Origin of the sequence: Yokenella regensburgei (genome assembly GCF_051486985.1) — a bacterium.
Taxonomy (GTDB): domain Bacteria; phylum Pseudomonadota; class Gammaproteobacteria; order Enterobacterales; family Enterobacteriaceae; genus CBFFRJ01.
In genome coordinates, this window is record NZ_JAHVDV010000004.1 from 49,450 (window position 1) to 69,583 (window position 20,134).

At 54.6% G+C, this 20,134-nt stretch carries 19 protein-coding genes and 1 pseudogene; 14 read left to right on the top strand and 6 right to left on the bottom strand.

Annotated features, from left to right (window positions below):
• Window positions 1-3: 3 nt before the first annotated feature.
• The 4 genes and pseudogenes from deoB to KXR87_RS04600 all read left to right on the top strand — a co-directional run bounded on the left by deoB (window position 4) and on the right by KXR87_RS04600 (window position 2,700).
• Window positions 4-1,227 carry a phosphopentomutase gene (gene deoB / locus KXR87_RS04585; RefSeq protein ID WP_437431077.1) on the top strand — a complete coding sequence of 408 codons (1,224 nt, stop codon included), beginning with the start codon at window positions 4-6 and terminating at the stop codon, window positions 1,225-1,227.
• Window positions 1,228-1,359: 132 nt separating this feature from the next.
• Window positions 1,360-2,082, top strand: coding sequence for a purine-nucleoside phosphorylase (gene deoD, locus KXR87_RS04590; protein WP_047371922.1), 723 nt, complete (start codon window positions 1,360-1,362; stop codon window positions 2,080-2,082).
• A 125-nt stretch (window positions 2,083-2,207) separates the two neighbouring features.
• Window positions 2,208-2,471 (top strand): annotated as a pseudogene (locus KXR87_RS04595) (type II toxin-antitoxin system HipA family toxin YjjJ); the annotation flags it as partial.
• 88 nt (window positions 2,472-2,559) lie between these two features.
• Window positions 2,560-2,700 carry a hypothetical protein gene (locus KXR87_RS04600; protein ID WP_437431216.1) on the top strand — a complete coding sequence of 47 codons (141 nt, stop codon included), beginning with the start codon at window positions 2,560-2,562 and terminating at the stop codon, window positions 2,698-2,700.
• Between the two features lie 5 nt (window positions 2,701-2,705).
• On the opposite strand, the gene lplA is transcribed toward KXR87_RS04600, so the two are convergent.
• Window positions 2,706-3,722: a lipoate--protein ligase LplA gene (gene lplA / locus KXR87_RS04605; RefSeq protein ID WP_437431078.1), complete on the bottom strand. Its 1,017-nt coding sequence runs from the start codon at window positions 3,720-3,722 to the stop codon at window positions 2,706-2,708.
• Window positions 3,723-3,761: 39 nt separating this feature from the next.
• Window positions 3,762-4,406, bottom strand: coding sequence for a YtjB family periplasmic protein (locus KXR87_RS04610; protein ID WP_437431079.1), 645 nt, complete (start codon window positions 4,404-4,406; stop codon window positions 3,762-3,764).
• A gap of 105 nt (window positions 4,407-4,511) precedes the next feature.
• Here KXR87_RS04610 and serB point away from each other — a divergent pair, with 105 nt between their 5' ends.
• The 3 genes from serB to nadR are packed head-to-tail and all read left to right on the top strand — an operon-like array spanning window position 4,512 to window position 8,149.
• Complete coding sequence (gene serB / locus KXR87_RS04615; protein ID WP_437431080.1) at window positions 4,512-5,483, top strand: phosphoserine phosphatase; 972 nt, start codon at window positions 4,512-4,514, stop codon at window positions 5,481-5,483.
• An 11-nt stretch (window positions 5,484-5,494) separates the two neighbouring features.
• Window positions 5,495-6,880 (top strand): DNA repair protein RadA, encoded by a 1,386-nt coding sequence (gene radA, locus KXR87_RS04620; protein ID WP_437431081.1) that lies wholly within the window; start codon window positions 5,495-5,497, stop codon window positions 6,878-6,880.
• A gap of 36 nt (window positions 6,881-6,916) precedes the next feature.
• The gene (gene nadR, locus KXR87_RS04625) at window positions 6,917-8,149 is read left to right on the top strand and encodes a multifunctional transcriptional regulator/nicotinamide-nucleotide adenylyltransferase/ribosylnicotinamide kinase NadR (RefSeq protein ID WP_437431082.1); all 1,233 of its coding nucleotides are present in this window, start codon (window positions 6,917-6,919) and stop codon (window positions 8,147-8,149) included.
• 600 nt (window positions 8,150-8,749) lie between these two features.
• On the opposite strand, the gene ettA is transcribed toward nadR, so the two are convergent.
• Entirely contained in the window at window positions 8,750-10,417 is a 1,668-nt protein-coding gene (gene ettA, locus KXR87_RS04630) for an energy-dependent translational throttle protein EttA (RefSeq protein WP_437431083.1), read from the bottom strand.
• Window positions 10,418-10,624: 207 nt separating this feature from the next.
• Between ettA and sltY the strand changes: the two genes are divergently transcribed.
• Together sltY and trpR are read left to right on the top strand one after the other, a co-directional pair.
• The gene (gene sltY / locus KXR87_RS04635; protein WP_437431084.1) at window positions 10,625-12,565 is read left to right on the top strand and encodes a murein transglycosylase; all 1,941 of its coding nucleotides are present in this window, start codon (window positions 10,625-10,627) and stop codon (window positions 12,563-12,565) included.
• Window positions 12,566-12,627: 62 nt separating this feature from the next.
• Window positions 12,628-12,957: a trp operon repressor gene (gene trpR / locus KXR87_RS04640; protein WP_437431085.1), complete on the top strand. Its 330-nt coding sequence runs from the start codon at window positions 12,628-12,630 to the stop codon at window positions 12,955-12,957.
• On the opposite strand, the gene yjjX is transcribed toward trpR, so the two are convergent.
• Window positions 12,948-13,463 carry an inosine/xanthosine triphosphatase gene (gene yjjX, locus KXR87_RS04645; RefSeq protein ID WP_437431086.1) on the bottom strand — a complete coding sequence of 172 codons (516 nt, stop codon included), beginning with the start codon at window positions 13,461-13,463 and terminating at the stop codon, window positions 12,948-12,950. The genes trpR and yjjX overlap by 10 nt on opposite strands.
• A gap of 97 nt (window positions 13,464-13,560) precedes the next feature.
• On the opposite strand from yjjX, the gene gpmB reads away from it, so the two are divergent.
• Complete coding sequence (gene gpmB, locus KXR87_RS04650) at window positions 13,561-14,208, top strand: 2,3-diphosphoglycerate-dependent phosphoglycerate mutase GpmB (protein ID WP_437431087.1); 648 nt, start codon at window positions 13,561-13,563, stop codon at window positions 14,206-14,208.
• Here the strand turns inward: gpmB and robA are convergent.
• Window positions 14,205-15,071 (bottom strand): MDR efflux pump AcrAB transcriptional activator RobA, encoded by an 867-nt coding sequence (gene robA / locus KXR87_RS04655; protein WP_437431088.1) that lies wholly within the window; start codon window positions 15,069-15,071, stop codon window positions 14,205-14,207. The genes gpmB and robA overlap by 4 nt on opposite strands.
• 208 nt (window positions 15,072-15,279) lie before the next feature.
• On the opposite strand from robA, the gene creA reads away from it, so the two are divergent.
• Genes creA through creD form a run of 4 tightly spaced genes read left to right on the top strand, consistent with a single transcriptional unit; the run spans window position 15,280 to window position 19,311 of the window.
• Window positions 15,280-15,750, top strand: a complete 471-nt coding sequence (creA, locus tag KXR87_RS04660; protein ID WP_437431089.1) for a protein CreA — start codon at window positions 15,280-15,282, stop codon at window positions 15,748-15,750.
• A gap of 11 nt (window positions 15,751-15,761) precedes the next feature.
• Window positions 15,762-16,451 carry a two-component system response regulator CreB gene (gene creB / locus KXR87_RS04665; RefSeq protein ID WP_437431090.1) on the top strand — a complete coding sequence of 230 codons (690 nt, stop codon included), beginning with the start codon at window positions 15,762-15,764 and terminating at the stop codon, window positions 16,449-16,451.
• Complete coding sequence (gene creC, locus KXR87_RS04670; RefSeq protein ID WP_437431091.1) at window positions 16,451-17,875, top strand: two-component system sensor histidine kinase CreC; 1,425 nt, start codon at window positions 16,451-16,453, stop codon at window positions 17,873-17,875. Before creB ends, creC begins: the two co-directional genes overlap by 1 nt.
• 56 nt (window positions 17,876-17,931) lie before the next feature.
• Window positions 17,932-19,311: a cell envelope integrity protein CreD gene (gene creD, locus KXR87_RS04675; RefSeq protein WP_437431092.1), complete on the top strand. Its 1,380-nt coding sequence runs from the start codon at window positions 17,932-17,934 to the stop codon at window positions 19,309-19,311.
• Window positions 19,312-19,376: 65 nt separating this feature from the next.
• On the opposite strand, the gene arcA is transcribed toward creD, so the two are convergent.
• Window positions 19,377-20,093 (bottom strand): two-component system response regulator ArcA, encoded by a 717-nt coding sequence (gene arcA, locus KXR87_RS04680; protein WP_437431093.1) that lies wholly within the window; start codon window positions 20,091-20,093, stop codon window positions 19,377-19,379.
• Window positions 20,094-20,134 lie beyond the last annotated feature (41 nt).

A 20,134-nucleotide genomic window follows, 5' to 3' on the forward strand; every position in this document is an offset into this window, starting at 1 on the left:
AATATGAAACGTGCATTTATTATGGTGCTGGACTCCTTCGGCATCGGCGCAACAGAAGATGCAGAACGTTTTGGTGACGTGGGTTCCGATACCCTCGGTCATATCGCAGAAGCCTGTGCCAAAGGCGAAGCGGACAACGGTCGTCAGGGCCCGCTGAATCTGCCAAACCTGACCCGCCTGGGTCTGGTCAAAGCGCATGAAGGTTCTACCGGTAAAATTGCTGCTGGTATGGACGGTAACGCGGAAGTGGTGGGCGCATATGCCTGGGCGCACGAGCTCTCTTCCGGTAAAGATACCCCGTCAGGCCACTGGGAAATCGCCGGTGTGCCGGTTCTGTTTGATTGGGGTTATTTCTCCGATCATGAAAACAGCTTCCCGCAGGAACTGCTGGATAAGCTGGTCAAGCGCGCCAACCTGCCAGGTTACCTTGGCAACTGCCACTCTTCCGGCACCGTTATCCTCGATCAGCTCGGCGAAGAGCACATGAAAACCGGTAAGCCGATTTTCTATACCTCCGCTGACTCCGTATTCCAGATTGCCTGTCATGAAGAGACCTATGGCCTGGATAAGCTTTACGAGCTGTGTGAAATCGCACGTGAAGAGCTGACCGAAGGTGGTTACAACATTGGTCGCGTTATCGCTCGTCCATTTGTTGGCGATAAAGCGGGTAACTTCCAGCGCACCGGCAACCGTCATGACCTCGCCGTTGAGCCACCGTCTGCGACGGTGCTGCAGAAATTTGTCGATGAAAAAGACGGCCAGGTGGTCTCCGTGGGTAAAATCGCGGACATCTACGCCAACTGTGGTATCACCAAAAAAGTGAAAGCGACCGGTCTGGACGCCCTCTTTGACGCCACCGTTCAGGAGATGAAAACGGCGGGTGATAACACCATTGTCTTTACCAACTTCGTGGATTTCGACTCATCATGGGGTCACCGTCGTGATGTCGCAGGCTACGCTGGCGGCCTGGAGCTGTTTGACCGTCGTCTGCCGGAGCTGATGGAGCTGGTCGGTGAAGATGATATTCTGATCTTGACCGCTGACCACGGCTGCGACCCGACCTGGCAGGGCACCGATCATACCCGTGAACACATTCCGGTGCTGATCTACGGCCCGAAAGTGAAACCAGGCTCGTTGGGACACCGTGAAACCTTTGCGGATATTGGCCAGACTGTCGCCTCGTTCTTCGGAACTTCGCCGATGGACTATGGCAAAAACATGCTTTAAATGCGTAGGGGTGGGCAGCGCTTGATGCCCATCCCAACCTTCTCCTACATGAAACATGGGTGCGGCCTGATGCCCTCACCCCAACCCTCTCCCACAGGAGAGGGTGAATTTAAAAATAAAAAGGAACTGAAGATGGCCACTCCTCACATTAACGCTGAAATGGGTGATTTCGCTGATGTTGTTCTGATGCCGGGCGATCCGCTGCGCGCCAAACACATTGCTGAGACGTTCTTTGAAGATATCCGCGAAGTAAATAACGTTCGCGGCATGCTGGGTTATACCGGTACCTATAAAGGCCGTAAAATCTCCGTGATGGGCCACGGTATGGGTATCCCGTCCTGCTCCATTTACGCGAAAGAGCTGATCACCGATTTCGGCGTGAAGAAAATCATCCGTGTGGGCTCCTGTGGCGCAGTACGCATGGACGTAAAACTGCGTGATATCGTTATCGGTATGGGTGCCTGCACCGACTCCAAAGTCAACCGTATGCGTTTCAAGGATCACGACTTTGCTGCGATTGCTGACTTCGACATGGTGCGTAATGCCGTTGATGCCGCTAAAGCGCTGGGCGTTGATGCCCGCGTCGGTAACATCTTCTCTGCGGACCTGTTCTATGCACCGGACGGCGGCGAGATGTTTGACGTGATGGAGAAATACGGCATCCTGGGCGTGGAAATGGAAGCGGCGGGCATCTATGGTGTTGCGGCCGAGTTTGGTGCAAAAGCGCTGACCATCTGTACCGTTTCCGACCATATCCGTACCCACGAGCAGACCACTTCTGCTGAACGTCAGACCACCTTCAACGACATGATCAAAATCGCGCTGGAATCTGTTCTGCTGGGCGACAAAGAGTAAGCATTTTTCAAACGGGTAGCGCTATGCTGCCCGTTTTATCTATTCATTTATTTTCCTCTCTTTCCTCTTTCTCCTTTTCTTTCATAACAATAACGCCATATATCTATTCATTAATCTATTCATCCATGAGCGCATTAACCGATTTACTCCTGCAAGAGCCGCGTTCCGCCCCTGACCTGCGGCAGTCGCTGGGAATCAGCCAGGCAACGTTCTCGCGTCTTGTGTCAGCACATGCTGAGATAGTGCAGTTTGGTAAAGCTCAGGCAACACGTTATGCACTCATCAGGCCGGTACGCGGTATCTCTTCTTTTCCTCTCTGGCAGGTCAATGCTCAGGGAAGCGCAAGTCAGTTTGGTGTGCTGTACCCCTGCTGGCCGCAGGGAAGCTGCCGATGTCGTTTGCGCCAGCGAATTCAGGTGCGATGCGCAACGAGGCTAGTGATATCAACGTGGATCTACGGTAAGCAAAGCGGCATGGATGTTTGCGGTGCCGCTCGCCGGGGAATTCTGGCAACAGGTGTTGGATGACAAACGCATCAGCGCGGGTTTTCAGGATCTCGCCCGCGCGATGCGAGAAAAGTTAACGCTGGCCGCCTCGATTATCCAGCGGCTGGCGTAAGGGGATTATCGCACCGCCCCCGCAATCCACGTCGTCAGTTCACGCAGTTCGGTTTCCTGGTCGGGGAAATCTCCCACCAATGCCTCACACTCCTGGACTAACGCATCGGCACGGTATAAACACCCTTGTAAACGGGCTGCGAGTGCTTCGAGCGGCGCAGGGTTCAGGCTATCGGTAAACACCTGTGTGCGGGTGATATGGCCTTTCTCCACGTCGAAATGCAGCTCCACGCCGCCCCAGGTGAAACGCTCATCCAGTAAGTGGCTAAACGCCGGTGCCTGACCAAAGTTCCACTCCCAACTGCTCTGGCGGGCAAAGGTTTCAGCGAAGTTTGGCAGATCCGGGGTCTTATCCGGTGAAATGATTTCAGCCTCTACTCGCTCACCGTAATGGGCGAAGAATGCTTCCGTTACCGCCTCGCAAATGCGTTCATGAGTGACACCTGGCAACAGATCGACCAAATTCGCGACGCGTCCACGCACCGACGTGATGCCTTTAGCCTGTAGTTTTTTCTTGTCCGGATTGAGGTAATTCGCCAGACGGCTTAAATCCGCATTCAGTAACAGCGTGCCGTGGTGGAAACCGCGATCTTTGGTTTCGCGGTAGGCTGAGCCTGAGACTTTGCGATCGCCTTCATCGGTTTTAACCACCAGATCATTTCGCCCGGAAGCCTCCGCCGTTACCCCAAGCGCGTTTAGCGCAGTGAGTACAATCGAGGTGGAGATGGTTTTGTCATACTCTGGCTTGCCTGCCATAAAGGTAAAACAGGTGTTACCGAGATCGTGAAAGACTGCGCCACCGCCGCTACTGCGTCGCGCGAGACGGACGTTATCTTCTTCCATGCGCCGCGTATTGCACTCTTTCCACGGGTTCTGCGCCCGGCCAATCACCACCGTGTCGGCGTTGCGCCATAAAAAGAGCACGCGCTGCGTGGCTGGCATCTGGCGAAAAATACACTCTTCAACCGCCAGATTGAACCAGGGATCGTAAGAGTCAGAGATAAGCAGGCGTAATGTTGTCATAGAATTTTTCCTTTTCGTCATGAGTAGCTTACCTGACCACTACTCTTTCTTTTCGCTCTCTTCTTCTTCCGCGACGGGTTTGTTGGCGGTCAGCAGGAAGGGGGATTGTTGCCAGCGAGTGCGTTTGCCCTGCAAGAGCGTGCGCGTGAGTACCACACCAATTGCCAGGGAGAGCAGCAGCATCAGGCGGAGAATATTCGTGGTGTTGTCGACCTGTTTGGATTCCGTCGCCAGCGTATGGGTATCAAGCGTTAAACGCAGATAACCCAGCGGGCCACTCTTTCCTTGTATCGGCTCAACAATTTGCTGGTTGAAGTAGCCGCCGGCTTTTTTTCCATCCAGGGCCAGCCTGTCGCGCACCTCTACGCTCTCCCCGGCGCGTGCGACAAGATCGCCGCTTTCATCGTAGACCCCCGCATCCAGAATCCGGCTCTCTTCCGTTAATTGCCGAAGCACTACGCCAATCCGTTTTTCATCAGGCGTTTCGGTGCGCATCAGCGGCGCAAGGTTCAGCGTCACCTGCTTTGCCAGCGTGCGGGCAAGCTCCTCGAACTGCGGATTTCGCTGACGCTGATGATTCTGGCTGAACCAGGAGGCACCTTGCATCAGGGCGACCAGCAGAGCCAGACAGAAAAGCACGATCACAGCGCGATGAAGCCTGAATTTAAGTTTTGCGCGAGCCATATTCCACCTGTTGAAAATTTGCGGCTTAATGTTGCCAGAAGCGCTGGTTACAAGGTAGCCTCATGCGTTATTTTTACCTCAGCACATATCCCTACAGGAGCTGTAATGCCGAATAATTTGACCTGGTGCGACCTGCCCAACGACGTTTCTCAGTGGCCTGGTTTGCCGCTCTCTTTAAGTGGCGATGAGGTCATGCCCCTGGATTATCACGCAGGACGCAGCGGATGGCTTCTGTACGGACGTAAACTGGATAAAGCCCACCTGACCGCCTGGCAGCGGAAACTGGGGGCGGCGATGGTCATCGTCGCGGCCTGGCGCGTCGATGACTATCAGGTGATTCGCCTTGCCGGTTCGCTAACGCCGCGCGCAACGCGCCTGGCGCACGATAACGGACTGGACGTCGCCCCACTCGGTAAGATCCCGTCGCTGCGTGCCCCCGGTCTGATGGTTATGGACATGGACTCCACGGCCATTCAAATCGAGTGCATTGATGAAATTGCCAAACTGGCGGGAACCGGTGAGCAGGTGGCTGAAGTCACGGAACGTGCGATGCGCGGTGAGCTGGACTTCACTGCCAGCCTGCGCAGCCGGGTGGCGACGCTCAAGGGCGCCGATGCCACCATTCTCCATCAGGTTCGTGAAACGCTGCCCCTGATGCCAGGGCTTACCCAGATGGTACTGAAAATGCAAACGCTGGGCTGGAAAGTGGCTATCGCGTCCGGTGGCTTTACCTTTTTTGCCGACCATCTGCGCGATAAACTGAATTTAGCAGCGGCGGTCGCCAATCAGTTGGAAACCTTTGACGGTAAGTTCACCGGCAACGTGCTGGGCGATATTGTCGATGCGCAGTACAAAGCAAAAACGCTTACCGAACTTGCTGAAAAATTTGATATTCCCCTTACCCAGACTATCGCTATCGGTGATGGCGCGAACGATCTGCCGATGATCAAAGCTGCTGGCCTGGGCATTGCCTACCATGCCAAACCGAAAGTTAACGAGAAGGCGGAAGTTACCATCCGTCACGCTGACCTGATGGGGGTGTTCTGCATTCTCTCAGCCAGCATCAGTAAAAAATAGACGAGGTCTCCGTGGCGAAAGCTCCAAAACGCGCATTTGTCTGTAATGAATGTGGTGCCGATTATCCGCGCTGGCAGGGGCAGTGCAGCGCCTGTCATGCCTGGAACACCATCACCGAAGTGCGTGGTATAGCCGCTTCGCCAGCCGTAGCACGTAATGAGCGCCTGAGCGGTTATGCGGGCAATGCGGGTGTCTCTAAAGTACAAAAGCTCTCTGAAATCAGCCTGGAGGCACTGCCGCGCTTCTCGACAGGATTTAAAGAGTTTGACCGCGTACTCGGCGGCGGTGTGGTGCCGGGGAGCGCCATTCTGATTGGCGGTAATCCGGGGGCGGGTAAATCCACGTTGCTGCTGCAAACGCTTTGCCGGCTCGCCGAACAGATGAAAACGCTGTACGTCACGGGTGAGGAGTCTTTACAGCAGGTGGCAATGCGCGCGCACCGTCTGGGCCTGCCGACTGGTAATCTGAATATGCTCTCGGAAACCAGCATTGAGCAGATCTGCATGATTGCGGAAGAAGAGCAGCCGAAGCTGATGGTTATTGACTCCATCCAGGTCATGCACATGGCTGAGATCCAGTCCTCACCGGGCAGCGTGGCGCAGGTGCGTGAAACCGCCGCCTGGCTGACGCGTTTTGCCAAGACACGCGGGGTGGCGATTGTGATGGTGGGGCATGTCACCAAAGACGGCTCGCTGGCCGGGCCAAAAGTGCTTGAACACTGCATCGACTGCTCGGTGATGCTTGATGGCGATGCGGATTCCCGTTTCCGTACTCTGCGTAGTCACAAAAACCGTTTTGGTGCGGTGAACGAACTCGGTGTGTTCGCGATGACCGAGCAGGGGCTGCGCGAAGTCAGTAACCCGTCAGCCATCTTTCTGAGCCGTGGTGATGAAGTAACCTCCGGCAGCTCTGTCATGGTGCTGTGGGAAGGAACGCGTCCGCTGCTGGTAGAGATTCAGGCGCTGGTGGATCAGTCAATGATGGGCAACCCACGGCGTGTCGCCGTCGGGCTTGAGCAAAACCGGCTGGCTATTTTGCTGGCAGTGCTGCATCGCCACGGTGGTCTGCAGATGGCCGATCAGGACGTCTTTGTCAACGTGGTGGGCGGCGTGAAGGTAACAGAAACCAGTGCTGACCTGGCGCTGCTGCTGGCAATGGTTTCCAGTCTGCGCGACAGGCCGCTGCCGCAGGATCTGGTGGTCTTTGGTGAAGTGGGCCTGGCGGGAGAAATTCGCCCGGTGCCGAGCGGGCAGGAGCGCATTGCAGAAGCGGCAAAACATGGTTTTCGTCGTGCGATTGTGCCTGCAGCCAACGTGCCGAAAAAGGCGCCTGAAGGGATGCAAGTCTTTGGTGTGAAGAAGCTTTCAGATGCCTTAAGTGTTTTTGACGACCTATAATAACGTATTCGAACACGCAGGAGGCACCGACTCATTATGTCGTCATTCGACTATCTAAAAACTGCCATCCGCCAGAAGGGCTGCACTTTGCAGCAGGTTGCGGATGCAAGCGGCATGACCAAGGGCTATTTAAGCCAACTGCTTAACGCCAAAATCAAAAGCCCCAGCGCACAAAAGCTGGAGGCGTTACACCGCTTTCTTGGTCTTGAATTTCCCCGCCAGCAGAAAAACATCGGCGTGGTCTTTGGTAAATTTTACCCGTTACACACCGGGCATATTTATCTGATTCAGCGCGCCTGTAGTCAGGTCGATGAACTGCATATCGTGATGGGGTATGACGAAAAGCGCGACCGTGAGCTTTTTGAAAACAGCGCCATGTCTCAGCAGCCAACCATCAGCGATCGCCTGCGCTGGCTGCTTCAAACCTTCAAATACCAAAAAAATATTCGCATCCATGCCTTTAACGAAGAGGGGATGGAGCCCTATCCGCACGGCTGGGATGTCTGGAGCAAAGGCATCAACGCTTTCATGGACGAAAAGGGGATTCAGCCTAACTGGATTTACACCTCAGAAGAGGCGGATGCGGAGCAATATCTCGAACATCTCGGCGTGCAGACGGTGTTAATCGACCCGAAACGCACATTCATGAACATCAGCGGCGGGCAGATCCGTGCGAATCCGTTCCGCTACTGGGATTATATTCCGACCGAAGTGAAGCCGTTTTTTGTACGCACCGTGGCTATCCTCGGCGGGGAGTCCAGCGGAAAATCGACGCTGGTAAATAAGCTCGCCAATATTTTCAATACCACCAGCGCCTGGGAGTACGGGCGGGATTATGTTTTCTCTCACCTGGGTGGCGATGAGATGGCGCTGCAATATTCTGACTATGACAAAATCGCCTTAGGTCAGGCGCAGTACATTGATTTTGCTGTTAAATACGCCAATAAAATCGCGTTTATTGACACCGACTTCGTGACCACTCAGGCCTTTTGCCTGAAGTATGAAGGGCGCGAACATCCCTTCGTGCAGGCGATGATCGACGAGTACCGGTTTGACCTTGTGATCCTGCTGGAAAATAACGTCCCCTGGGTAGCCGATGGGCTGCGAAGTCTGGGCAGTTCAGTGGACCGCCGGGAGTTCCAGAACATGCTGGTGGAGATGCTCAAAGAGAACAATATCACCTGGCGACACGTTGAAGAGCCGGATTACGATTCGCGGTTTCTGCACTGTGTGGAGCTGGTGAGAGAGTTGATGGGGGAGGAGGGGTAGGGCCCGTGGTCTGCTGCTCTCACCCCGGCCCTCTCCCACAGGGCTGAAAGATCCCCAGTACTATGACGTTTTACAGCGATACCACGGCGAAATGAGAATAAAACCGTCACCGCGATGACAGGGTCCGGCTGAAAATCGATGAGGCGTGACGGCTGACCGGGTCCGCCCGCAGGGAAGCGGGCGGAGGGGATAGCCTGCAGGGAGGCAGGCTGGTCCCCGACCCGATAGTCAGACGACATAAGACGACAAAATTGCCGGGAGCGATTTTGAATAGCGCCTGCGCTAGCCCTGAAAGGGTCAGTCCCAGGGATGGGGCGAATAATGCCGCGCCAGCGGCGATTTTCCTGGCCGGGAGCCCGGGTCGCCAGGGTGGTGGCGGTGAACCACCCTGGCACGTTCACGGGTTCTGGCGTGACAGAAAAGCAAGGAACATAAGGTGAACGGAACGACCACAAGCGCCGCATGTTCCCCCTCACTCTAACCCTCTCCCCGGTGGGGCGAGGGGACCAGGCGTGCTCGCATTTTTTTCTGGGGATTCTTCAGCCCACGGGGAGAAGGCGCAAACAATAAAAAAGGCAGCTAACGCTGCCTTTTTGCTTTTTATTTTGCAATACGCTTGTACTTGATACGCTTCGGCTCCAGCGCGTCAGCGCCGAGGGTGCGTTTCTTGTACTCTTCGTACTCGGTAAAGTTCCCTTCAAAGAATTCCACTTTACCTTCATCCTGGTAGTCCAGAATGTGGGTAGCAATACGGTCAAGGAACCAACGGTCGTGCGAGATAACCATCGCGCAACCCGGGAACTCCAGCAGGGCGTTTTCTAACGCACGCAGGGTTTCGATATCCAGGTCGTTAGTTGGTTCATCAAGGAGCAGCACGTTACCGCCAACCTGCAGCAGTTTCGCCAGATGCAGACGACCGCGTTCACCACCGGACAGCTCGCCCACGCGTTTGCCCTGATCAACACCTTTAAAGTTGAAGCGGCCAACGTAGGCGCGGCTTGGCATCTCGGTGTTGCCGATACGCATGATATCCAGCCCGCCGGAGACTTCTTCCCAGACGGTTTTGCTGTTATCCATCGCGTCACGGAACTGGTCGACGGACGCCAGTTTAACGGTATCACCGAGGGTGATTGAACCTGCATCCGGCTGTTCCTGGCCAGACATCATGCGGAACAGGGTAGATTTACCCGCGCCGTTCGGGCCGATGATTCCGACGATAGCGCCCTTCGGTACCGAGAAGCTCAGATCGTCAATCAGCACGCGGTCGCCGTAAGACTTACGCAGGTTGCTGACCTCAACCACTTTGTCCCCGAGACGTGCGCCAGGCGGAATAAAGAGTTCGTTGGTTTCGTTACGTTTCTGGTACTCAACGTTGTTAAGCTCTTCAAAACGCGCCAGACGGGCTTTGCCCTTAGACTGACGGCCTTTCGCGCCCTGACGAACCCACTCCAGCTCTTTCTCAATGGATTTACGACGGGCCGCTTCCTGAGACGCTTCCTGTGCCAGACGCTGATCTTTCTGCTCCAGCCAGGAGGAGTAGTTGCCTTCCCACGGAATACCTTCACCGCGGTCAAGCTCCAGGATCCAGCCGGCAACGTTATCGAGGAAGTAACGGTCGTGGGTAATTGCCACCACGGTGCCTTCGAAGTCGTGCAGGAAGCGTTCCAGCCAGGCCACAGATTCGGCATCGAGGTGGTTCGTTGGTTCGTCGAGCAGCAGCATGTCCGGTTTTTCGAGCAGCAGGCGGCAGAGTGCCACACGGCGGCGTTCACCACCGGAGAGGTTAGCGATTTTCGCATCCCAGTCCGGCAGACGCAGGGCGTCAGCAGCACGTTCCAGCTGTACGTTCAGGTTATGACCGTCGTGTGCCTGAATGATTTCTTCGAACTTGCCCTGTTGCGCTGCGAGCTTATCGAAGTCCGCGTCCGGCTCAGCGTACTTCGCGTACACTTCATCAAGCCCTTTCAGCGCGTTAACGACGTCTGCAACCGCCTCTTCAACGGACTCACGGACGGTTTGCTCAGGGTTTAACTGCGGCTCCTGCGGCAGGTAACCGATTTTAAGACCCGGCTGAGGGCGTGCTTCGCCTTCGATATCAGTATCAATGCCGGCCATAATGCGCAGCAGGGTAGATTTACCGGCGCCGTTAAGGCCCAGTACGCCAATTTTTGCGCCAGGGAAGAAACTCAGCGAGATGTTTTTAAGAATATGACGTTTCGGCGGAACCACTTTGCCGACACGGTGCATGGTGTATACGAATTGAGCCACGTTGGACTTCGCCTCTTTTATGTAATATCAACAGCGGAGTGTAGCCGTTTTCTTTGTCCAATCCCAGCCAGCCTCGAAAGCTGTGTTAAAACATGCGAGAAAGGTAAAAAAGTGTGCATGACGTGGCGCGTTGCGCCGGGCACGGTTAGCATTAAGTGAGTCTGTGGCATGAGGCTGCAATGACCGTTTTGATGAGAGGAATGCGCAGTGCAGAGAGCTAAACAAGCCGCCTGGCGTTACCTGGCGGCCAGTATGTGTTTACTGTCCCTCAGTAATGCAGCGCGAGCGGACTCGCTGGATGAACAACGTAGTCGTTACGCCCAGGTTAAGCAGGCGTGGGACAAAAAGCAGATGGATGTGGTGGCACAGTTAATGCCGACACTCAAAGATTATCCGCTCTATCCCTATCTGGAATATCGCCAGATAACTGACGATCTGATGAACCAACCCACCGTCACCGTCAGCCATTTTATTCAGGAAAATCCTACGCTTCCGCCCGCTCGTACCCTGAAGACACGCTTTGTAAATGAGCTGGCGCGCCGACAGGACTGGCGTGGTTTGCTGGCGTTCAGTCCGGAAAAACCGTCAACGACCGAAGCGCAGTGTAATTACTACTATGCGAAGTGGAACACCGGGCAGGCCGAGGAGGCCTGGCAGGGGGCGAAGGAACTCTGGCTCACCGGAAGCAGCCAACCGAATGCGTGTGACCAGCTGTTTGGCGCGTGGCGTGCTTCTGGCAAACAAGATCCTCTGGCATTTCTGGAACGGATCCGTCTGGCGATGAAGGCGGGAAATACCCGACTGGTGACGCTACTGGCCGGGCAGATGCCATCGGATTATCAAACCATCTCGACGGCAATAATTACGCTTGCCAACGACCCGAATAGCGTCATGAATTTTGCCCGCACCACCGGCGCGACGGACTTTACGCGGCAGATGGCAGCCGAGGCATTCGAAAGCGTGGCCCGTCAGGATGTGGAAAATGCACGCCTGATGATCCCATCTCTGGTGCAGGCGCAGCAGCTTAATGAAGATCAAACTCAGATCCTACGGGACACCGTGGCCTGGCGGCTGATGGGCAATGATGTCACCGATGAGCAGGCGCGTTGGCGTGATGATGCCATTATGCGATCCCAGTCGACGTCTATCGTAGAGCGCCGCGTGCGAATGGCGATTGGTACCGGGGATCGCGCCGGGTTAAATACCTGGCTTGCCCGTCTGCCGATGGATGCCAAAGAAAAAGATGAATGGCGCTACTGGCAGGCCGATCTGCTGCTGGAGCGGGGCCGTGAGACAGAGGCAAAAGAGATCCTGCATGCGCTCATGCAGCAGCGTGGCTTCTACCCTATGGTCGCGGCCCAGCGGCTGGGCGAAGCGTACACCATGAAGATTGATAAAGCACAAGGTAACATCGACCCTGCACTCTCTCAGGGGCCGGAAATGGCCAGAGTCCGTGAGCTCATGTACTGGCAGTTGGATAATACGGCACGCAGCGAATGGGCCAATCTCATTACCAGCCGCAGCGTTTCAGAACAAGCCCAGCTGGCCCGCTACGCATTTGATCGGCACTGGTGGGATCTGAGCGTTCAGGCGACGATCGCCGGTAAGCTTTGGGATCAACTGGAGGAGCGTTTCCCGCTGGCGTATCAGGATCTCTATGCGCGTTATACGCAGGGGAAAGATATTCCGCAAAGCTATGCAATGGCAATCTCACGTCAGGAAAGCGCCTGGAATCCCAAAGTCCGCTCACCGGTGGGGGCCAGCGGTTTGATGCAAATTATGCCAGCAACGGCAACGCACACGGTGAAGATGTTCAATATTCCGGGCTACAGCAACGCGGTACAGCTGCTTGATCCGGAAACCAATATCAACATTGGAACCAGCTATTTGCAGTATGTGTACCAGCAGTTTGGTAATAACCGCATTTTCTCCTCTGCGGCCTACAATGCCGGGCCGGGTCGCGTGCGGACCTGGCTTAATAACAGTGCCGGGCGCATCGATGCGGTTGCGTTTATTGAAAGCATTCCCTTCTCTGAAACGCGCGGTTATGTGAAAAACGTGCTCGCCTATGACGCTTACTATCGTTTCTTCATGGACGGCACCAGGCCCACTGTGCTGACCGAGGCGGAGTGGCAGCGTCGTTACTGATCGTCATGTTTATGCTATGCTGCGTACTCTTTAACGAGTACGCAGCAAAATGGCGGAATATTATGACCCAACAATCACCCTATTCAGCGGCCATGGCCGAACAACGCAACCAGGAATGGCTGCGCTTCGTTGAACTCGTCAGGCAATCTTATGAGAAGGATTTGCATCTCCCGCTGCTCAATTTAATGCTTACTCCCGATGAGCGTGAAGCGTTGGGGACGCGCGTGCGAATAATTGAAGAGCTGCTGCGCGGTGAGATGAGCCAGCGTGAGCTGAAAACAGAGTTGGGTGCCGGTATCGCCACCATCACCCGTGGCTCCAACAGCCTGAAGTCGGCACCGGCCGACCTGCGGGTGTGGCTGGAAGAGATTTTACTGAACGCTCAGCGATAGACCGCATTGTGAAAGGGGCTTAAGGCCAGAATCACCGCCTGGTGATAAACGCTGGCACGGGTGAGTTTACCGGCGGTGAATACCCCGATGGCCCCCTCTTTACGACCAATTTCATCAATCCCGGTGAAGTGTGACATTGCCGGACCAAGGGCTTCACCCGCACGGACTTTTTCCAGAATGACCTCTGGCAGGGGCAGGGTCGCCGAGCGTGCTTCGCCGCGCTGGTCGCCCTTCTCAATCACTACCCAGCTAAAGGTGCTACCTTCATCGATACCGGCCTCGATGGCGACCCAAAACGTCGCATCGGGTCTGGCAAGACGTGCATTGTTTACCCGGTTGCGCGCACCCAGACGGGTCTCTTCATTACCGAGTGGCTGTTCCGGTACACCGCTATCAACGTCAACGGATTCAATTTCACAGGAATCTTCGCCGTAAATCTCATTAAAAGCGTGCAGAATCGCCCGAATTTTGGCGGGATTGGTGGTAGCTGCGACAACATGGTGCATAATCTATTATTGGCAACCCGGAATGAGATGCGTTCTTCATGGCGGGATAGCCGTCCTCTTATAAAAAATTTCATCGCAGTATAATGGATAAAAAAGCATGTTACAGGTATACCTTGTTCGCCACGGTGAAACGCAGTGGAACGCCGAGCGTCGTATTCAAGGCCAGTCAGACAGTCCGTTAACCGAGAAAGGAGAGCAGCAGGCATGGCAGGTTGCTGAGCGCGCCAAAGCGCTGGGCATCACGCATATTATTGCCAGCGATCTTGGACGGACGCGTCGCACGGCTGAAATCATTGCGGAATTATGTGGATGCGAGATAACCCTTGATTCCCGTCTGCGTGAGCTGGATATGGGCGTTCTTGAAACACGTCGTATCGAATCCCTGACGGAAGAAGAAGAGGGCTGGCGCCGGACGCTGGTCAATGGCACCGAGGGTGGGCGTATTCCCGAGGGGGAATCCATGCAGGAGCTGGGCGACCGGATGCACGCGGCGCTGGCGGCCTGTCTCGATCTGCCGCAGGGTAGCCGCCCGCTTATTGTCAGTCATGGCATGGCGCTGGGCTGCCTGGTCAGTACCATTCTTGGTCTGCCTGCTTATGCGGAACGCCGTCTGCGGTTGCGTAACTGCTCTATCTCCCGAATCGACTATCAGGACAGTGCATGGCTGGCTTCAGGCTGGGTCGTGGAGACAGCAGGGGACGTGTCACATCTGGACGCCCCTGCGTTAGATGAATTGCAGCGTTAACGCCGGACCGGCACTAAATATTCGCAGCGAATATGACGTGGCTCTTCGGAGCGTGCGTCATCCTGCGGATAGAAGCGTTCAATATCCTGGCCTTTACGGCGGGTCAGATTGAGCATGGGCATGCAGGTGCCGTATACGGTCAGGATAAACTCCTGTATACCGCTCGCCAGGCCGTCGTAGGAGAACATCACGTAGTCGCCGCCTTCCAGCAGCACGGGATGGGCGTTATGTATATGCCCGTTCGCAATCTCTGGTGTCAGTGCCGTGGTGTAAAAAACTTCCTGCTCATCATCTTTCTCCAGGCTCGGACGCGGTTCATGCAACCCGTACATCTCCGCAGGAACTGAAGGCGCGTTAGCCAAAAATTCACGCCAGAACTGAATGCGCATCTGATGACGGAAATCGGAAATCTCTTCCAGAGAGCAGGTGTAGCTTTGGGTTACCCCGACCAGTTGGGTCGGAGGAAGCGTCACAAACTCGTGTTTCGGCATGGCGAATTCGCCTAAACGCATGGGTGGGCGGATGCCAAACGCGCTCCAGTCAGGCGAACGGCGGTAGAGTGCGGGAGTCTGTGAAAATTGCTTTTTAAAAGCGCGGGTAAAGGTTTGCTGCGAATCAAACCGATATTGCAGCGCGATATCCAGAATAGGACGCGAGGTCAGACGCAGCGCGACAGCGGATTTAGACAAGCGACGGGCACGAATGTAGGCGCCGATAGCATGGCCCGTCACGTCTTTGAACATCCTTTGCAGATGCCACTTGGAATAACCTGCTTTTGCCGCCACATTGTCCAGTGATAACGGCTGATCGAGATGGCCTTCAAGCCATGCAAGTAGATCGCGAATAATACCAGCCTGATCCATATCTATCCTCTTCCATAAAACGGCGAACGCCTGATACAAGGATGGGATAATATCATCGTTTGTTGTTTTAGCATTCAGTGTTTTTTTTGCGCATAAATGCGCATTGTCTCTGATTTTCATGGTGATTTTTGTAAATTAGTGATCTATAAACGTTTTCGCCTACGGCTATGAATAGTTGCTCAACGTTATATTCAGAAATGGTAACAATATGAAATATACAAGCCTCATCCTTTCCTCATTACTGCTGCTGAGTGCGGCCGCACAGGCAGAACAGATTGGCTCCGTGGACACCGTTTTTAAAATGTTTGGTCCGGACCATAAAATCGTTGTGGAAGCCTTTGACGACCCGGATGTTAAAAACGTGACCTGCTATATCAGCAGAGCAAAAACCGGTGGTATTAAAGGCGGGCTGGGCCTGGCGGAAGATACCTCCGATGCCGCCATTTCCTGCCAGCAGGTAGGGCCGATTGAGGTCAGCGATAAAATCAAACAGGGGAAAGCGCAGGGGGATGTCGTCTTCCAGAAACGCACGTCGCTGGTGTTTAAGAAGCTACAGGTCGTTCGCTTTTACGATGCTAAACGCAACGCGCTCATCTATCTGACCTACTCCGACAAAGTCGTGGAAGGGTCGCCGAAGAACGCGCTGAGCGCCGTGCCGATCATGCCCTGGGGCAAATAAGGGGACCAGGCATGTCACAACCGCAAATCTGGCTGGTTGAAGACGAAGTAAGCATCGCCGATACGCTGATTTACATGCTGCGCCAGGATGGTTTTGATGTTCGTGCTTTCGAACGCGGATTGCCCGTTCTGGATGCGGCCAACCGGCAACTGCCCGATCTGGCTATTCTGGATGTTGGATTACCGGATATCAGCGGGTTTGAGCTTTGCCGACGGCTGCTGACCGTTGCGCCCGGCCTGCCCGTGCTTTTTTTGACGGCCCGTAGCGATGAAATCGATAAGCTGCTGGGACTAGAAATGGGGGCAGATGATTACATCGCTAAGCCCTTCTCGCCCAGAGAGGTCTGTGCCCGGGTTCGCACCGTACTGCGGCGTTTTCAGAAAGCGGCAAGCCCGTCCACAACGGTACGTGTCGGTCAGTTTGAGCTTGATGAACCTGCTGCGCTGGTCCGCTGGTGTGGGGAAACGCTCCCCCTGACGCGCTATGAATTCTTACTGTTGAAAACGCTGTTACATGCGCCGGGGCGGATCTTTTCACGCCAGCAGCTCATGGATCTTGTCTGGTCTGATGCCCAGGAGAGTTTTGATCGGACGGTTGATACCCACATCAAGACGCTGCGCGCCAAATTGCGGGCAGTCAATGCGGAGGTTTCACCCATCAATACCCATCGCGGTATGGGCTACAGCCTGGGGAGCCGCTAATGCGTATAGGCATGCGGCTGTTGCTGGGGTATTTCCTGATTGTTGCCGTTGCCGCATGGTTCGTGTTGTCGATCTTCGTGCAGGAGATAAAACCTGGCGTGCGTCGCGCAACGGAGGGGACGCTGATTGATACCGCCACGCTGCTGGCGGAGCTGGCGCGAACGGACTTACTCTCCGGTCAGCCGCAAAACGGGCAGCTCGCTCAGGCTTTCGCTTCGCTTTCAACCCATGCTTTCCGGGCCGATATCAGCGGTATCCGTAAAGTTCGTAACGAGTATCACGTTTACATGACTGATGCTTCCGGCACGGTGGTGTTTGACTCTGCAGGAAAAGCGCTGGGGAAGGATTATTCGCGCTGGAATGACGTCTGGCTCACCCTACGCGGGAAATACGGCGCACGTAGCACCCCTTCCAACGCTGACGATCCGGAAAGTACCGTCATGTACGTGGCGGCACCGATAACCGTCAGGGGAAATATTATCGGTGTCGTCAGCGTAGGTAAACCTAACAGCGCGATTGCGCCGGTTATTAAGCGCAGCGAGCGGCGCATCCTCTGGGCAAGCGCCGCGCTACTCGGTATTGCGCTGATGATTGGCTTCGGGATTGCGCTATGGATCAACCGTTCCATCAGCACACTGACGCGCTATGCTGATGCCGTCACCGAGAAGACACCACTACCGCTGCCGTCGCTTGGCAGCAGCGAGCTACGCAAACTCGCGCAGGCGCTGGAAAGCATGCGCCAGAAGCTTGAGGGTAAGAATTACATTGAGCACTACGTGCATGCACTGACCCATGAGTTAAAAAGTCCGTTGGCCGCCATTCGCGGTGCGGCAGAGATCCTTCGTGAAGGCCCGCCACCTGAAGTCGTTAACCATTTCACGGGGAATATTCTCGCGCAAAATGCCCGCATGCAGGATCTGGTTGAAAAACTCCTTTCCCAGGCGAAGCTGGAAAACCGCCAGGAGATTGCGCCCTCGCAGGTTGAACTGAGTGAGTTGTTCGCACAGCTTGCCAATGAACGCAGCGCCATTCTGGCACGCAAGGGACTGACGCTTGAATGCCAGGCGCAACAGGTTATCGCGACGGCGGATCGCGCGCTGATAAGCCAGGCGCTTGGTAATCTGCTGGATAACGCTATCGACTTTACGCCGGAAAAGGGGGCAATTTACCTGCACGCCAACGATGAAGAGGGCTTTACGGTGATCACCGTTTCCGATAACGGACAAGGGATCCCGGATTATGCGCTTGAACGTATCTTCGAGCGTTTTTACTCACTCCCCCGCGAAGACGGCCACAAGAGCAGCGGTCTGGGCCTGGCATTTGTTCAGGAGGTGGCCCGTCTGCACCAGGGAAGCATCCGGATAAGCAATCGCCCTGAAGGGGGCGTCGAGGCGCGTCTGGCACTTCACCGTCACTTCACATAGCTTCAAACTCTCCCCACATAACCCCTTTATTGTGCAGGCACGACAAAGGAGGGGTTATGTTTAAATCACCATTATTCTGGAAAGTTTTTACCCTGGTAGGGTGTATTGCGTTGCTGCTGGTACCACTCATGATGGTTAGCAATCTGGTGAAAGAGCGCAGCGATTATCGTGATGAGGTCGCTGATGTTCTGCGACAGAGCAGCGCGGGTTCGCAAAAGCTGATTGGGCCGCTGATTGCAGTGCCAGTGACCGAAATCACGACGGTGCTGGAGTCCACCGGCGACGAGCCACCTAAAGAGATCCGTCGAAGTAAAAGTTTCATTCGCTACTGGCTACCTGAATCACTGATGATAGAAGCTAAGCAACAGGTTGAATCACGACAAATCGGTATTTACGACGGCCAGGTCTGGCATGGCGATATCTCGCTTAAAGCGCAATTCGATCCAAAGCGCCTTGGGCTGGAAGCGAGCGAAAACCTGAAAATAGGTGAACCTTTTGTGGTTCTGGCGTTGAGTGATGCCCGTGGTATTGGCCAGGTTCAGACCATGAAAATCAACGGTGAGACGCTTACCGTTGAGCCCGGTTCTGGCCTGGTGAGTAACATGCAGGGATTGCATGCGCCTTTGGGCTCAGTAGAGATAAGCCGCAACCCCCTCATGCTTGACATGTCATTTAGCCTGAATGGCACGGGGGCGCTCTCCGTGGTGCCTGTCGGGCGTAACAGCGAACTGACGCTGTTAAGCGACTGGCCTCACCCCCGTTTTACCGGGGATTTCCTGCCTACAAAACGTGAAGTCTCCGCCAGTGGATTTCAGGCGCACTGGCAAAGTACCTGGTTTGCCAACAACATAGACAGCAAAGTTCGCGATATGCTGAGCCTGAGTGAAGGCAATGAAGGCCGACTGCCTGCATTTAGCGTCAATATCACTACCCCGGCAGATCAGTATCAGCTTACCGACAGAGCCATAAAGTATGCCATTTTACTTATCGCCCTGATTTTTGCCGCTTTCTTTGTGTTTGAAAGTCTCACGGCCCGGCAGATGCACCCTATGGAGTACCTGTTGGTAGGGCTATCGCTGGTGATGTTTTATCTGGTGCTCCTGGCGCTGTCTGAGCATATTGGTTTCACCCCGGCGTGGATAACTGCGAGCCTGCTCGGCGGCTTTATTAATGGATTTTATCTGCAGGGCGTGATGAAAACCTGGCGTGCAAGTCTGCCTTTCACCGGCGCATTACTGACGTTATATGGGGTGATGTGGTGTCTGTTGAATTCTGAAGACAGTGCCTTACTGCTCGGGACCGGGGTGCTGTTTGTGGCGCTGAGTGCGATGATGATCCTGACGCGCCGGTTTGACTGGTATTCAATTTCTATGGTTCGTAAATCATCTGTTGCCAGGAGTGAACCGACGGATGAGGGAATGCGGCTGTGGAAGTAGGGAACGGGAAAAGGTTGTGATAAAAAAAGCGGCGCTTAGCGCCGCTTTTTGTTGAACCGGGGAGACTATTCCTGCAAATCACCACAGAAACGGTAACCTTCGCCATGAATGGTGGCGATGATTTCAGGGGTGTCAGGCGTGGATTCGAAATGTTTACGAATACGACGGATAGTGACATCCACGGTGCGATCGTGTGGTTTAAGCTCACGACCGGTCATTTTTTTCAGCAGTTCCGCACGGGACTGAATTTTCCCCGGGTTTTCGCAGAAGTGCAGCATCGCGCGGAATTCACTACGCGGCAGCTTATACTGCTCACCATTCGGGCTAACCAGCGAGCGGCTATTGATATCCAGCTCCCAGCCATTGAATTTGTAGCTGTCAACGCTGCGACGCTCTTCGCTGATAGTACCCAGATTCATGGTACGAGACAGCAGGTTGCGTGCGCGGATGGTCAGTTCACGTGGGTTGAACGGTTTAGTGATATAGTCGTCAGCACCAATTTCGAGGCCAAGGATTTTGTCGACTTCATTATCACGACCGGTCAGGAACATCAGCGCGACATTGGCCTGCTCGCGCAGCTCACGGGCTAACAACAGACCGTTCTTACCAGGCAGGTTGATATCCATGATCACGAGGTTGATGTCATTTTCAGACAGGATCTGATGCATTTCCGCGCCATCGGTCGCTTCGAATACATCGTAACCTTCTGCTTCGAAAATACTTTTTAACGTGTTGCGTGTTACCAACTCGTCTTCAACGATAAGAATGTGCGGGGTCTGCATGTTTGCTACCTAAATTGCCAACTAAATCGAAACAGGAAGTA

Excerpts from the sequence above, each read along its gene's own strand:
- deoB (WP_437431077.1), top strand. The coding sequence starts at position 4 with ATGAAACGTGCATTTATTATGGTGCTGGACTCCTTCGGCATCGGCGCA.
- deoD (WP_047371922.1), top strand. The coding sequence starts at position 1,360 with ATGGCCACTCCTCACATTAACGCTGAAATGGGTGATTTCGCTGATGTT.
- KXR87_RS04600 (WP_437431216.1), top strand. The coding sequence starts at position 2,560 with ATGTTTGCGGTGCCGCTCGCCGGGGAATTCTGGCAACAGGTGTTGGAT.
- lplA (WP_437431078.1), bottom strand. The coding sequence starts at position 3,722 with ATGACAACATTACGCCTGCTTATCTCTGACTCTTACGATCCCTGGTTC.
- KXR87_RS04610 (WP_437431079.1), bottom strand. The coding sequence starts at position 4,406 with ATGGCTCGCGCAAAACTTAAATTCAGGCTTCATCGCGCTGTGATCGTG.
- serB (WP_437431080.1), top strand. The coding sequence starts at position 4,512 with ATGCCGAATAATTTGACCTGGTGCGACCTGCCCAACGACGTTTCTCAG.
- nadR (WP_437431082.1), top strand. The coding sequence starts at position 6,917 with ATGTCGTCATTCGACTATCTAAAAACTGCCATCCGCCAGAAGGGCTGC.
- trpR (WP_437431085.1), top strand. The coding sequence starts at position 12,628 with ATGACCCAACAATCACCCTATTCAGCGGCCATGGCCGAACAACGCAAC.
- yjjX (WP_437431086.1), bottom strand. The coding sequence starts at position 13,463 with ATGCACCATGTTGTCGCAGCTACCACCAATCCCGCCAAAATTCGGGCG.
- gpmB (WP_437431087.1), top strand. The coding sequence starts at position 13,561 with ATGTTACAGGTATACCTTGTTCGCCACGGTGAAACGCAGTGGAACGCC.
- robA (WP_437431088.1), bottom strand. The coding sequence starts at position 15,071 with ATGGATCAGGCTGGTATTATTCGCGATCTACTTGCATGGCTTGAAGGC.
- creA (WP_437431089.1), top strand. The coding sequence starts at position 15,280 with ATGAAATATACAAGCCTCATCCTTTCCTCATTACTGCTGCTGAGTGCG.
- creB (WP_437431090.1), top strand. The coding sequence starts at position 15,762 with ATGTCACAACCGCAAATCTGGCTGGTTGAAGACGAAGTAAGCATCGCC.
- creC (WP_437431091.1), top strand. The coding sequence starts at position 16,451 with ATGCGTATAGGCATGCGGCTGTTGCTGGGGTATTTCCTGATTGTTGCC.
- creD (WP_437431092.1), top strand. The coding sequence starts at position 17,932 with ATGTTTAAATCACCATTATTCTGGAAAGTTTTTACCCTGGTAGGGTGT.
- arcA (WP_437431093.1), bottom strand. The coding sequence starts at position 20,093 with ATGCAGACCCCGCACATTCTTATCGTTGAAGACGAGTTGGTAACACGC.